The organism is Paenarthrobacter sp. TAF1 (assembly GCF_052113825.1).
Taxonomy (GTDB): Bacteria; Actinomycetota; Actinomycetes; order Actinomycetales; family Micrococcaceae; genus Arthrobacter; species Arthrobacter nicotinovorans.
The window spans coordinates 19,950-32,945 of sequence record NZ_JBFRDO010000015.1 but is presented as its reverse complement, the minus strand read 5'-3'; the positions used below and the strand labels follow the sequence as shown (position 1 = coordinate 32,945).

At 65.1% G+C, this 12,996-nt stretch carries 13 protein-coding genes and 1 riboswitch; of the genes, 4 read left to right on the top strand and 9 right to left on the bottom strand.

Translation table 11 applies throughout. The features are described 5' to 3' along the window. Position 1: 1 nt before the first annotated feature. Together AB4Y81_RS16875 and AB4Y81_RS16870 are read right to left on the bottom strand one after the other, a co-directional pair. A complete protein-coding gene (locus AB4Y81_RS16875; RefSeq protein WP_018778299.1) occupies positions 2 to 1,294 on the bottom strand; it encodes an MFS transporter in 1,293 nt (430 codons plus the stop codon). 25 nt (positions 1,295 to 1,319) lie between these two features. After that, complete coding sequence (locus AB4Y81_RS16870; RefSeq protein WP_018778300.1) at positions 1,320 to 2,537, bottom strand: M20 metallopeptidase family protein; 1,218 nt, start codon at positions 2,535 to 2,537, stop codon at positions 1,320 to 1,322. Between the two features lie 139 nt (positions 2,538 to 2,676). On the opposite strand from AB4Y81_RS16870, the gene AB4Y81_RS16865 reads away from it, so the two are divergent. After that, positions 2,677 to 3,714 (top strand): Lrp/AsnC family transcriptional regulator, encoded by a 1,038-nt coding sequence (locus tag AB4Y81_RS16865; RefSeq protein WP_441996308.1) that lies wholly within the window; start codon positions 2,677 to 2,679, stop codon positions 3,712 to 3,714. On the opposite strand, the gene AB4Y81_RS16860 is transcribed toward AB4Y81_RS16865, so the two are convergent. Together AB4Y81_RS16860 and soxR are read right to left on the bottom strand one after the other, a co-directional pair. After that, positions 3,711 to 4,427, bottom strand: coding sequence for an SAM-dependent methyltransferase (locus tag AB4Y81_RS16860; RefSeq protein ID WP_416429577.1), 717 nt, complete (start codon positions 4,425 to 4,427; stop codon positions 3,711 to 3,713). The two genes, AB4Y81_RS16865 and AB4Y81_RS16860, sit on opposite strands and share 4 nt — an antisense overlap. A gap of 109 nt (positions 4,428 to 4,536) precedes the next feature. Next, positions 4,537 to 5,061: a redox-sensitive transcriptional activator SoxR gene (soxR, locus tag AB4Y81_RS16855; RefSeq protein WP_082010245.1), complete on the bottom strand. Its 525-nt coding sequence runs from the start codon at positions 5,059 to 5,061 to the stop codon at positions 4,537 to 4,539. On the opposite strand from soxR, the gene AB4Y81_RS16850 reads away from it, so the two are divergent. Together AB4Y81_RS16850 and AB4Y81_RS16845 are read left to right on the top strand one after the other, a co-directional pair. Further along, the gene (locus AB4Y81_RS16850) at positions 5,060 to 6,454 is read left to right on the top strand and encodes an MFS transporter (protein ID WP_441996307.1); all 1,395 of its coding nucleotides are present in this window, start codon (positions 5,060 to 5,062) and stop codon (positions 6,452 to 6,454) included. The genes soxR and AB4Y81_RS16850 overlap by 2 nt on opposite strands. Before the next feature lie 487 nt (positions 6,455 to 6,941). After that, positions 6,942 to 8,660 (top strand): DEAD/DEAH box helicase, encoded by a 1,719-nt coding sequence (locus AB4Y81_RS16845; protein ID WP_441996306.1) that lies wholly within the window; start codon positions 6,942 to 6,944, stop codon positions 8,658 to 8,660. Between the two features lie 75 nt (positions 8,661 to 8,735). On the opposite strand, the gene AB4Y81_RS16840 is transcribed toward AB4Y81_RS16845, so the two are convergent. The 5 genes from AB4Y81_RS16840 to AB4Y81_RS16820 form a co-directional block, all read right to left on the bottom strand. Continuing rightward, positions 8,736 to 9,386, bottom strand: coding sequence for an MBL fold metallo-hydrolase (locus tag AB4Y81_RS16840; RefSeq protein ID WP_441996305.1), 651 nt, complete (start codon positions 9,384 to 9,386; stop codon positions 8,736 to 8,738). Positions 9,387 to 9,390: 4 nt separating this feature from the next. Further along, positions 9,391 to 10,395 carry an aldo/keto reductase gene (locus tag AB4Y81_RS16835; RefSeq protein WP_441996304.1) on the bottom strand — a complete coding sequence of 335 codons (1,005 nt, stop codon included), beginning with the start codon at positions 10,393 to 10,395 and terminating at the stop codon, positions 9,391 to 9,393. 197 nt (positions 10,396 to 10,592) lie between these two features. Continuing rightward, positions 10,593 to 10,967, bottom strand: coding sequence for a DMT family transporter (locus tag AB4Y81_RS16830; protein ID WP_441996303.1), 375 nt, complete (start codon positions 10,965 to 10,967; stop codon positions 10,593 to 10,595). A 2-nt stretch (positions 10,968 to 10,969) separates the two neighbouring features. Then, positions 10,970 to 11,284 (bottom strand): DMT family transporter, encoded by a 315-nt coding sequence (locus AB4Y81_RS16825; protein WP_064722538.1) that lies wholly within the window; start codon positions 11,282 to 11,284, stop codon positions 10,970 to 10,972. A gap of 9 nt (positions 11,285 to 11,293) precedes the next feature. Next, positions 11,294 to 11,359: riboswitch (guanidine-III (ykkC-III) riboswitch) on the bottom strand. 57 nt (positions 11,360 to 11,416) lie between these two features. Continuing rightward, positions 11,417 to 12,064 carry a HutD/Ves family protein gene (locus AB4Y81_RS16820; RefSeq protein WP_018778310.1) on the bottom strand — a complete coding sequence of 216 codons (648 nt, stop codon included), beginning with the start codon at positions 12,062 to 12,064 and terminating at the stop codon, positions 11,417 to 11,419. Positions 12,065 to 12,162: 98 nt separating this feature from the next. On the opposite strand from AB4Y81_RS16820, the gene AB4Y81_RS16815 reads away from it, so the two are divergent. Further along, the gene (locus AB4Y81_RS16815) at positions 12,163 to 12,759 is read left to right on the top strand and encodes a phosphoribosylanthranilate isomerase (RefSeq protein WP_441996302.1); all 597 of its coding nucleotides are present in this window, start codon (positions 12,163 to 12,165) and stop codon (positions 12,757 to 12,759) included. Positions 12,760 to 12,996: the final 237 nt, after the last annotated feature.

Genomic DNA, 12,996 nt, shown 5'->3' with positions numbered 1-12,996 from the left:
GCTAGACGGTCAGGTCCTTGCCCTTCGTCTCCGGGATGGAGACAGCGAACGCGATACCCACCAGCAGCAGGATCACGGCGTACACATTGAAGAGGTAGCCCTGTCCGATGGTGCCGAGCCAGGTCTGCAGGTACGGGGCCGTGCCACCGAAAACCGCCACGCAGATGGAGTACGGAACGCCGACGCCGATGGTGCGGATGTGGGTCGGGAACAGTTCGGCGTACACGGCAGGGACGATCGCTGCGCTGCCGGCGATGAAGAACAGCATCACGGACATCGACACCGCCAACTGCCACGGCGAGTCCTTGAGCAGCCACGTCATGGGGAAGTGCAGCAATGCAGCGCCAGCGGAGGAGGCGATCAGCACCGGCTTGCGTCCGATCCGGTCCGACATTTTGCCCCAGAACGGCAGCGCCGCGATGAACACCACGTTGGCAATGACGCCGGCCCACAACGCCGCGCCGCGGTCCATCTTCAACGAGGTTGCGGCGTAGCTCGGTGCCACGACGCCCCAGATGTAGTAGACAACCGTCAGGCCAACGGTGAGGCCGATGACCTGCAGGGCCTGCTTGCGGTACTTGACGATCTGAGGCCAGATGGCGAGGCGCTTCTCCTGCGGAGCTTCGGCCTCAAACGCTTCGGTTTCCTTCATCTTGGCCCGCATGAACAGTGCGTAAATGCCCAGTGCGCCGCCGATCAGGAACGGGATGCGCCAACCCCAGGCGCTCATGTCGCCCTTGCTCAGGACAGCGGTGAGGATGGCACCCAGCAGCGTCCCGGCCAGGATTCCGGCGGTGCCGGAGGTGTAGATGAGGGTCGCCCAGAAGCCTCGGTGTTCCTTGGGTGCCATCTCGGACAGGTACGTTTGCGACGACGGCAGCTCGCCACCGTGGGCGAGGCCCTGGATGAGCCGGGCAACCAGCAACATCACCGAGGCGAAGGCGCCGACCGATTCGAACGTGGGTGCGACACCGATGAGGAGGCTGCCCACAGCTCCGAGTGCCACAGCGACGGTCATGGACGTCTTGCGGCCGATCCTGTCACCGATCCAGCCGAACACGAACCCGCCGAACGGCCGGGCAACGAACCCGACGGCGAAGATCGCCAACGTGGACAGCACGGCTGAGGTGGGGTCGGCGCTGCTGAACAACGCGCTCGCGATGAACGGCGAGAACGTGGCGTAGATGGCCCAGTCGTACCACTCGACGGCGTTGCCGATGCCGGTGCCGACCAATGTCCGCACATGCGACTTGTGGGCCTTGACGTCCGTGGACGTTCCAACGGTGGTGGTCATGTGATTCTCCAAGGGGGTGGGGAGGCTAGTTGCCGGAGAGGGTTGCGATGCGGGATACGGCGAGCTCTGCATACAGCGCGGCACCGTCGGTGAGGACGCCGTCGTCGAACGTGGCGTAAGGGGAGTGGTTGAACGGCGACGTCGTGTGGTCGGCTCCGGGAGCGACGGCACTGAGGCCCACGAACGTGCCGGGGACTTCGGCGAGGACGCGGGAGAAGTCCTCCGAACCGCTCAGGGGAGTGGCCATGCGGGTGTACCGGGACTCGCCGAACATCCCGGCGATGACCTTTTCGGCGGTGGCGGTCTCGTCGTCGTTGTTGATGGTGAGGGGGTATTCCTCTTGGTAATGCACGTCAGCCTCCAGGCCGTGGGCTGCGGCAATACCGTGCAGCAGCCGGGGTACTGCTTCCATCATCTTCCGGCGGGACTCCTCGGAGAAGGTCCGGATGGTGGCTTCGATCCGGGCGGTCTCGGGGATCACGTTGCGCTTGGTTCCGGCGTGCAGGACGCCGACGGTCAGGACGACGGGGTCGAACATGTTGAACTGCCGGGTGACCATCACCTGCAGTGCGGTGACCATTTCGGCGGCGGCCGTGACGGGATCCTTGGCGGAGTGGGGCGCTGAACCGTGGCCCCCCGCGCCCAGCACGGTCACCACGAGGCCGTCCGAGGAGCTGAGCATGACGCCGGGTTTGGTGACGAACTGCCCGTGCGGCTCCAGTGAGGAGAAGACGTGCATCCCGTAGGCAGTGTCCGCGCGTCGGCCCGCGGCGTCCAGGACGCCCTCCTTGATCATGTAGCTGGCACCGTCGAAGCCTTCTTCGCCCGGCTGGAACATCAGGATGACGTCGCCGGCCAGTTGCTCCCTGCGCTCGGCCAGGAGGGTGGCAGCGCCGGCGAGCATGGAGGTGTGAAGGTCGTGGCCGCAGGCGTGCATCGCGCCGTCCACGCGGGAGGTGTAGCCAACGCCGGTGTTCTCCTGCACGGGGAGACCATCCATATCGGCGCGCAGGAGGACCACGGGCTTCTCAGCCGAAGCGTGGGCCGCACCTCCCCGCAGTACTGCGGTGACCGACGTCGTTTCCTTCCCCAGGGTGATCTCGTACGGAAGTCCGTCCAGTGCCTTGAGCACCTTCTCCTGCGTGCGGGGGAGCTGCAATCCGATCTCCGGTTCGCGGTGGAGGTCGTGGCGGAGGCGGACGATGTCCCCTTGCAGTTCTTTGGCGTCGGCGGCGAGTGTCATGAAGTCTCCTGATCCATAAGGTGATGTGTTCCTTATGCCATTTTGTGGTGACCTGCTTCACATGCTCGAAAACAACTGTAAATATGCATTTTGCTGCTTGCAGCACACGATTCATGCACGCTTCTGCGAGAATCAGCTCATGGAACTCAGCGAAGAAGATCTGCGTTTGGTCAACGCCTTGCAGATATCGCCCCGGATCAGTTGGTCCGACGCCGGCAGCGTCCTGGGCGTCCACGCCACCACCCTGGCAGCCCGCTGGGACCGGCTGAGGGCTGCGGGCGCTGCCTGGACCACGGCGCATCTGATGGGTGATCCCAAGGACATGTGCTTGGCCATGGTGGACATCGACTGCGAAATGYACCTCAGGCCCGAGGTGACCGCCGCCGTCGCGCAACTGCCCGAGGTCATCACAGTGGAAGAGGCTGCCAGCAACCGCGACCTGACGCTGACGGTCATCACCCAGGACCTGGAACAGTTCAGCACGCAGGTGTTGCCTCGGCTCAAGGAAGTACGGGGACTTACCAAGTACCACACGGCTCTCTGCACACGGATCCACACCAGCGGCTACGCGTGGCGGCTCAATGTGCTCAGCAAGGCGGAACAGCAGGCATTGCGGTCGCTGGCGGGACCTGAATCCGCCAACCCGTCTTCTCCCGACACCGTCGTGGCGCCCTTGCCGGAGACACACCTGGCGCTCATCCCGTTCCTCGCCCGGGACGGCCGCGCCACTGCGGCCGAGATCGCCCGGGCGCTGGACCGGAATCCAGCCACTGTGCAGCGCCAACTGGGACGCGTCCTGGCCAGCCGCATGCTGTCCTTCCGCTGCGAAATAGCCCAGCAGTACTCAGGCTTCCCCATCACCGTCCAATGGTTCGCCAATGTCCCGGCAGGTCAGCACGAGGCCGCAGCCACCGAGCTCAGGGCCATCCGCAACATCCGCTTCTCCGCATCCACCACGGGGCGCACCAACTTCACCATGATCATGTGGCTGCGCTCGCTGGCGGATGTCATGGAAATGGAGCTCACCATCCAGCAGCGGATCCCCGGCATTGAGTTGGTGGAAAGCGTGGTGATGCTCAATACGGCAAAACGGGTGGGGTGGATGCTGAACCCGGACTCGACCGCCACGGGAACAGTCGTACCGCCCTACGGAGACCTGCTGCCCGAGGGCGCCTAAGCCCGCTTCGTGGCCCTCAGGACAGTGTCCAGGGTGGTGCCCGATTCACCGCTGGGACCCGAAACCGTCCGCGCCCTGTCCGTCAGCACGTGGACGAACCACGGCTCGGTATCTAGCCGCAGGGCACCCGCCAGCTGCTCCGGAGTGAAGAAAAGCCCGGCCTCGTGGTGGTGCTGGCTCCAGGACGGCAGGCCGTGCGGGTGATGCCCCACCACCAGCAATGTCCCGCCAGGCGCCACAGCCCCGGCGGCCGAGGTGACCGAATCACGCCACGGCAGCAAGGGCGAATGCAGGAACTGTGCCGAGACCAGATCGAAGTCCGGCTGCGGCTCCCATTCCGTCAGGTCCTGCTGTTGCCACGTGATCCGGTCAGCGACGCCCGCTTCCTCGGCGTGCGCGGCCGCGCGTTCGAGCGCGACGGCGGACACGTCCAGGGCGGTAACCGTCCAGCCCTGCTTCGCGAGCCAGATAGCGTCCCCGCCTTCGCCGCAGCCCAAATCGAGGGCCTTGCCGGGCTTCAGGTCCTTGGCTTCGGCCACCAACTGCGGGTTCGGATTCCCGCTCCAGATCTTCGGCCGCTCCCGGTACATGCCGTCCCACATGTCCACGGCGTTGTCCGCATCCTTATGGAGGTTCAAGCCACCTTGCTGGGCGCCTTCGTGGGTGTGTTCGCCGTGCTGGTGGGTGCCGCCGTCGTGCGTGTGTTCAGTCATGACCCAAGCGTGCCAAGAGGCTGCAGCGGAAGGCAATGCCTTTTGCTGTTTCGGCAAAGCCGGCATTCAGTTTGGCCCGGCTGCCAGTTTGGCCCGGAAGTCAGTTTGGCTAGTCCGGCAGCATCCACCGTTGTGCCCCCGCGCCCGACGCGCCGAGTTCGTCCGACGGGTTCTGGAGCGTGCACGATTTCAAGCTCAGGCAACCGCAGCCAATGCACCCGTCGAGGTCGTTGCGCAGGTGCTGCAAGGCCGCGATCCGTTGGTCGAGTTCCTCCCGCCAGCGCAACGACAACCTGCTCCAATCCCTCTTGGTGGGCGTGCGGCCTTCGGGCAACGAGTTCAGCGCCTCCCGGATGTCCTTGAGCGGCAGTCCCACCCGTTGCGAGGTCTTGATGAACGCGACGCGTCGGAGTGTGTCACGCCGGTACCGCCGTTGGTTGCCTGCTGTCCGCTCGGCTTCGATAAGCCCGTTGCGTTCGTAGAAATGAAGGGCCGACGGCGACACTCCGCTGCGCTCGGAGAGCTCACCAATGGTCAGTGGCCGGTGGGCGGGGGCGGTGGGCATGGACCTTCTTCCGGTAGGGGTGTGCTGGATTGACCTCAACATTAGTTGAGGTTCTAGGCTGGCGTCCATGACCTCAGACACCTCAACGGCCGGAATCCTGGGCCGTCCCTATCTCCTTGCCACCGTGGGGGCCTGCGCGCTGGTATTTCTCAGCGCGTTCGAGTCCCTCGCAGTGACAACCATCATGCCGCTCGTGAGCCGGGACCTGAACGGAGCCAGCCTCTACGCGCTTGCCTTCGCCGGACCACTGGCTACTGGCGTGATGGGCATGGTGGCGGCCGGCAACTGGTCCGACCGTCGGGGGCCGGCGGCGCCCCTGTACTCCTCGGTGGCACTGTTCGTTGCCGGCCTGCTGATCGCCGGCATGGCCGGAACCATGGAGATCCTGGTGCTCGGGCGCTTGGTACAGGGTCTGGGCGGCGGCGCGATGACCGTTGCCCTCTACGTGCTGGTGGCCCGTGTGTACCCACCCGAGCTGCACCCGAAAATCTTTGCCGCCTTCGCCGCGTCCTGGGTGGTTCCGTCGCTCGTTGGTCCGTTCGCCGCAGGTGTCGTGGCCCAGCTGAGCAGCTGGCACTGGGTCTTCCTGGGTGTCGTTGGCCTGGTGGTGCCAGCGCTGCTGATGGTGGTGCCGGCAGTCCGGGGCATGTCGTCCGAGCCTCCCGCTGAAACGGTTCCGTGGGCTTTCGGGCGCATGGGATGGGCGGCGCTCGCAGCGGTTGCCGTCCTCGGCCTGAACCTCTCCGCTGAGGTGCCGGGAGTTGGTGGGGTGATTGCCGTCGTCGCGCTGGTCCTTGCCGTGGTGGCTGTCCGGCCGCTGGTGCCGCGCGGGACACTGACCGCCCGGCGGGGACTGCCCAGTGTGATCCTTGTCCGAGGCCTGGCGTCGGCGGCATTCTTCGGGGCCGAGGTCTACCTGCCGTACCTCCTGACCGAACGCTATTCATTCACGCCCACGTTTGCCGGGCTGACCCTGACCGGTGCGGCACTGGCCTGGGCCGGGGCGTCGGCGATCCAGGGGCGGCTTGGCACCCGCTTGGCTGATGACCTCGCCATCAAGATCGGTGCCTCGCTGGTGCTGGTGGCCATTGTCCTCACCCTCGTGACGGCCTCGCTGGCGCTGTCCGCCGCCGTTGCCATTGGCGGGTGGATCCTTGCCGGCGGCGGGATGGGACTGATGTACCCGCGCTTGTCCGTCATGACGTTGGCGCTGTCCACCGAGGAGAACCAGGGCTTCAACAGTGCGGCCATGTCCATCTCCGACTCCCTCGGTGGTGCGCTGTCCCTCGCCGCTACAGGACTGGTCTTCGCGGCATTCACGACGACGAACCCGTTTGCGGCGGTCTTCGCACTTACGGCGGTGATCGCCGTCGTCGGGGTTCTGATGGCGCCGAGGGTCGCCGCCCGCGCGGCCGCAACCAAGTCCCCGAACGCCGAACCGGAGCTCTCGCACCACGCCTGACCCGTTGTGAGGCCCGCTTTGCGCGCTTGGCAGGCCCCGAAGCACGCATAGCAGGCCCCGCAACGCCGGCCGGGTTAGTTGTGGGGCCCGCTTTGCGCGCTTGGCAGGCCCCGAAGCACGCATAGCAGGCCCCGCAACGCCGGCCGGGTTAGTTGTGGGGCTCGCTTTGCGCGCTTGGCAGGCCCCGAAGCACGCATAGCAGGCCCCGCAACGCCGGCCGATGCAAGGTTCCACCCCCATCACTGCTAAGCTAGGAACACTTGATGTGCGGTGACGCCCTGAAGCAGGTGGCCTGAAAGGCTGCGCGACGGGGCATTTTTCATGTGAGAGGCACATCCTGCGTCGATGAACGCGTTCTATTTGGTCCCGGCCACCGCTGTTGCAGCGAACCGGTAGACCACCTGACTTTTCCTCGGCGAACCCCTGGCCCAACCGGCGTCGGGGGCCGATGTCCGCAACTGGACACCGCCCGAAAGACATGAAGTTTATGACTACTTTTGCTGCCCTTGGCACGCCCAAGGCCATTGCTGATTCCCTCGCTGCAGACGGCATCGAAGAGGCATTCCCCATCCAGGTGAAGACCCTCCCGGACACCCTCGCAGGCCGCGACGTCCTGGGCCGTGGCCGCACCGGCTCCGGCAAGACCATCGCTTTCGCCATCCCGCTCGTGGCCCGCTTGGCCGAGCGCGAAGCCAAGCATTTCCGCAAGCCCGGCCGCCCCATGGGCCTGGTCCTTGCACCGACGCGTGAACTGGCAACCCAGATCAACGCCACCATCGAACCGCTGGCCAAGGCCATGGGCCTGAACACCACGGTCATCTACGGCGGCATCTCCCAGGCACGCCAGGAGAAGGCGCTGCGCGCCGGCGTCGACATCGTCATCGCCTGCCCGGGCCGCCTCGAAGACCTGATCCGCCAGCGCATCCTGACCCTCGAAGCCGTTGAGGTCACCGTGCTGGACGAGGCCGACCACATGGCCGACCTCGGCTTCCTCCCGGTGGTCAAGAAGCTCATGGACATGACCCCCACCCAGGGTCAGCGCCTGCTCTTCTCCGCGACGCTGGACAACGGTGTTGACAAGCTGGTCAACCGTTACCTGTCCAACCCGCTGACACACTCCGTGGACGATCCCCAGGCCGCTGTCACCACCATGGAACACCACGTCCTGGTGGTCAACGACCAGACCGTCAAGAAGCAGCTCATTGTTGAATTGGCCTCCGGCGCCGGCCGCCGCGTCCTCTTCATGCGGACCAAGCACCACGCCCGCAAGCTTGCCAAGACCCTCACCGACGCCGGCATCCCCGCCGTCGACCTGCATGGCAACCTGTCGCAGAACGCCCGCGACCGCAACCTTGCAGAGTTCTCCAACGGTGACGTCCGCGTCCTGGTGGCAACCGACGTCGCAGCCCGCGGCGTGCACGTTGACGACGTCGAACTCGTCATCCACGTGGACCCGCCCACAGAGCACAAGGCATACCTGCACCGCTCCGGCCGTACGGCCCGCGCAGGTTCCGATGGCACCGTGGTCACGCTGACCCTTCCGGAGCAGCAGAGCGACGTCAAGAAGCTCATGAAGGCTGCCGGCGTTGACGTTTCGTTTGAGCGCGTCACTGCCAACTCGCCGTTGGTTGCCGACCTCGTTGGCGAAATCGCCGACAAGGTCGATCCCCGCACCCGTGCAGCACTCCTCGCGGCGAAAGCCCCGCAGGGTGGCGGCACGTCCACCGGCGCGAACGCACAGCGCAAACGTGCACGCCGTTCCACGCAGGCTGCTCCTCCTGCCGGCGGCCGTGGCGGTCGCAACGGACGCGGAAAGGTCGCGGCTGAGCCGGTTCGCACCGACGTCAACCGCGCCGAGCGTCGCGCAGCAATGAACGACGACGTCGCCCGCAGCTCACGTGGCCGCGGCAAGTCCGGTGCCACTCACCGCAACGACGTCCCGGGCTCGCAGGGCCAGGGCGGCCGCAGTGGTCGTCCGGCTACCGGCCAGCGCGCAGCTTCGGCTCCTCGCACGGCATCCACCACCTCTACGCGTACCGGTGGGAACAAGGCCGTATGGTCCTCCGCTACGGGCGCTACGTCCGGTGGATCCTACGGTTCGGGTTCCGGCAACTCCGGTCGCGGTGGATCCGGCGCAGGCCGTCCGGCACGCAGCGGTCCCCGCCGCGCTTCGGCTCCTGCTTCGAACGAGCGCCGCGGCCGCTAACCTCCCGTTGTGAGGCCCGCTCTACGCGCTTTCCGGAAGGAATGGAGCGCAGAGCAGGCCCCGCAACTCCAGGTGCTACCAGCCCCGGGCGCGCCACTCCTCAAGGTGTGGCCGCTCGGCTCCGAGGGTCGTGGGCAATCCATGGCCCGGGTGCACCAGGGTATCGTCCGGATAGGCGTCGAACAGTCGTTCCGACACGTCGTTCAACAGAGAAGTGAAGCGTGCAGGATCTTTCTGTGTGTTGCCGACGCCTCCCGGAAACAGCGAGTCTCCACTGAAAATGTGGGCCGGCCCGTCCGGATCCTGGTACACGAAGGCGATCGAGCCAGGGGTATGTCCACGCAGGTGGACCGCCGTGAGCTCGATGTCGTCGAACCGCTCAACGTCGCCGTGACCAAGCCGGACATCCACCGGAACCGGCAACGCATCGGCGTCGTCCGCTCCCGCTGACGTGGTGGCCCCGGTGACTTCCACCAGCTCCGCCAGCGCACGGACGTGATCCCAGTGCTGGTGGGTGGTTGCTATCCGGACCAGCTTGGTGGGCTCGGCCGAATCGCCCGCGGACTCCGACAGAAGCTGCTGGATGGCTGGAAGGTTGTCGGCGGCGTCGATCAACACCTGCGCACCTRTGGACTTTGACGTCAACAGGTACACGTTGTTGTTCATCTCGCTGACCGAAATGCTGCGAATGGTGACGTCACGTAGTGAGTGAATAAGCGAATCCATTCGTTCAGCCTACGTTCTTGGCTTCGCGGCCCTGCGAGACCCAGTTGGGGTCGGCGGAGCGTGAACCCACGACGGCGGCAGCGGCTTGGTCGAGCACCTCAAGGTGCGTTGTTCCCAGTTGCAGGGACAGTGCGCCGAGATTCTCGTCGATCCGGTACGTCCTGCGCGTGCCGGGGATGGGGACCACCGAAATCCCGAGGCGCTGACCTTGGGCGAAAAGCCAAGCCAGGGCTACTTGGGCAGGAGTTGCATCCAGCCCACTGGCTACCTCGCGAACCGCGGCTACAACGGCCTGGTTTGCATCAAGTGCCTCGTCGCCAAAACGGGGGATCTTATGGCGGAAGTCATTTTCGCCAAGATCGCCCGCGCTGACAGTTCCCGTAAGGAACCCACGGCCCAGCGGCGAATACGGCACAAACCCTACGCCAAGCTCCTTGGCTGCAGGAACAACGTTGAGCTCAACATCCCTGCTCCAGATTGACCATTCACTCTGGACCGCGGCAATGGGATGGACGGCGTTGGCCTGCCTGAGCTCCTCGGCTGTCACTTCCGACAAGCCGAGGTGCCGGACCTTGCCCTCACGGACCAGCTCCGCCATTGCCTCCACGGTTTCCACTATCGGAACGCGGAGGTCACGGCGATGCATGTAGTAGAGGTCGATGACGTCAGTGTCCAAGCGGCGGAGGCTCGCTTCCGCCGCTTGCCTGACGTACGGTGCATCCCCGCGGACTCCCGTGTATCCGTCCGCGGGGTTGCCCTCAATTCCAAACTTCGTGGCTACCTGGATCTCGTCGCGGCGCTCCTTGAGGAGCCTGCCCACGAGTTCCTCGTTGCTGCCCGCGCCATACACATCTGCGGTGTCGATGAACGTGATGCCCGCGTCCACGGCGTGCCTGAGTGTTTGCAGGCCTTCCTCTGGGCTGATCCCGCCATAGACCGGGGTCAGGGCCATTCCGCCGAAACCGAGGGGGCTGACCGTGAGGCCATCTCCGAGCTGAACTGCAGTCATGAACGTCTCCAATGCGTGTTTGGGTGCTCTTGAAGGCGTGAACCCGATGGCGCGCTGGGGTATTCCTGCGATTTCTGCGAGCACCGCCTGGCCTCGCGTGGCCTTGCCTGGCTGATTCGATGGTTCGCTGCACAATGTGCCGTGCGAGCGGCATGGTGTGCAGCGAACCATCGAAACAGGGTGCCAGGGAGCGGGCGCTACTCGGGCTTGGCTACAGCTTTCTCTGCGGGCAGCGCCTTCAGGCCGGCGGCACAGCCCACGATTCCGGCGATGAACAGCAGTTTCAGCGGGCTTGCCGATTCGACGCCCGTGATCATGGCCCAGCCAACGGTCAGCGCCGCGCCGATACCCACCCATACCGCGTAAGCAGTGCCAAGGGGGATGCGCTTCACCGCGATACCCAGTCCCAGCATGCTCAATACTGCGGTGACGGCGAAGACCAGTGTGGGCATGAGTTTCGTGAAGCCGTTGGAGAGCCCCAAAGCGGTGGCCCACACGGCTTCGAGGAGCGCCGACGCCAGGAGGATGGCCCAGAAGATTCCGTTACCGGTGTTCTTGGTTTTTGTTGTCATGGCTATGCCACCACCTTCAGGCCGACCACACATGCACCGATGCCGGCAAGCAGAAGCAGCCGGGCCGTCGTCGCGCGTTCAACTTTGGTGACCATCGCGTAAGCCGCGGTGAGCACCACACCCACCCCCACCCACACGGCGTAGGCCGTGCCCGTTGGGATGGATTGCATTGCGATCGCCAGCCCGCCCATGCTCGCAATGACTGCGACCAGGAAAACGACTGTTGGGACGGGTTTACGGAAGCCCTTGGAACGGTGCAGAGCTGCGGCCCAGACGGCCTCGAGTGCACCGGAAAGAATGAGAATTATCCACGACATGACATTTCCTTTGGCCAGTCTTGTCGCGTGCCGGGTACTGAACCGTCGTCCGGAGGTTCCAGAGCGGAACCTTCATTTCAGGCTAGCAACTCCGGCGCGGGGTGGCCACTTCTGGTGGTTAACGTCACCAGATCAGGCGTCAGTCGGCTCCACATGGTCGATCGAGATCACTGCGATAAAGCCCCGCCCGGAGATCTCAGGACTGCGGGTATCCGAACCCACGACGGCGTCATAGCGAGCCAACTCGACAGGTTCCCCGGGGCTGGTTGCCGGAGCGCCGCCGTCGGACTTTTCCTCAGCAGCCGACTCTTCCTCGACTCCGGCGCCGGGCGCAACTGTCGCCTTGCCCTCCAGCAGAACAGCCAACTGCCCCTCGAACACCGGGTGAGCCCGTTTCTTGGAGATCTCAACGATCGACGTGTAGCCCTTGAACGCGCCTTCGCGGGCGATGACGTTCAAGTCACGGATATCGCCGGTGGGGAGAGTCGCCGAGGATGCGGCCTCGCCGGAGAAACGGAACGGACGGTATTTCTCGAGCGGGTGCTCGGAGCCGTCCACGGTGAGGAGCAGCAGTTCGCCGTCGATGATGGTAATGACCCGCTCCATGCCCGGGAAAACGGAGAATTCTCCGGCTTTGGAGACGTCGGCGATGCTGACACGCCAATCCCAGGCACCGTCCTGCGCAGAGGCTGCCTGCGGGTGGCTCGCGAGTTCGCGCGTCACCCCGCCGCCATTGCGCCACGGTTCGGGACGGATGTCAGCAAAACGGATAATCTCCATCCGACCAGCCTAATGGTGGACGCAGGTTCTCCGATGGCAACGCGGCTTGCTAACGTCATATGTGGAAAACGTTGTTTGGGTAGTGAGGGAGGCGCTGGATGTTCGTCAAAGTATGCGGCTTGAGCACGCCCGAATCAGTACGTGAAGCCGTCGACGCCGGTGCTGACGCCGTCGGTTTCGTCCTCACCACCAGCCCGCGGGAGGTCAGCCCGGACCAGGTTCGTATCCTGCTCCCGCTGGTGCCCGCCGGGGTTCATGCCGTGGGCGTTTTCCGGCATGAAGCCGCCGCCGATGCCGTAGCGACGGCCCGCGCGTCAGGACTTTCGTGGGTGCAGCTGCACGGTCGCCGTACTGCGGACGACGTCAAAACAGTGCACGACGCCGGCATGCGGCTCATCCGGGCCGTCACCATGGGTGCCTCCCAGGACGAGTTCGCGGATCTTGGCGAAGACGTGTTCCTGATCGACGCCGCAGTGCCGGGGTCGGGGGAGTCCTGGGACTACGCCTCAGTGCGTGAGAAGGAGCTCGAGAGCCGGGCGTGGTTGCTCGCCGGTGGTTTGGAACCCGGCAACGTGGCCTTCGCCGCAGCCGCTGCCGGCGCTTGGGGAGTGGACGTTTCCTCCGGTGTCGAGTCTTCGCGGGGTGTGAAGGACCTGGCTAAGATCCGCGCCTTCGTCACAGCCGCCAAAGCCTGACCCTCCCTCACATCCCTAGTGTTTCAACCGGACCCTTCCTCACGTTCCGTGTGTTTCAGCCGGACCCTTCCTCACGTCCCGCGTGTTTCAACCGATCCCTTCCTCTCATTCCGCGTGTTTGAACCGGATCCTTCTTCACTTCCCGGGTGTTTCGGCCGGACGATTCCTCACATCCAGGGCGCTTCGGTAGGGGTGTGAGTGAGGGTTGGTGGGAAGGGTGTGGGGTGTGGAAGAGGG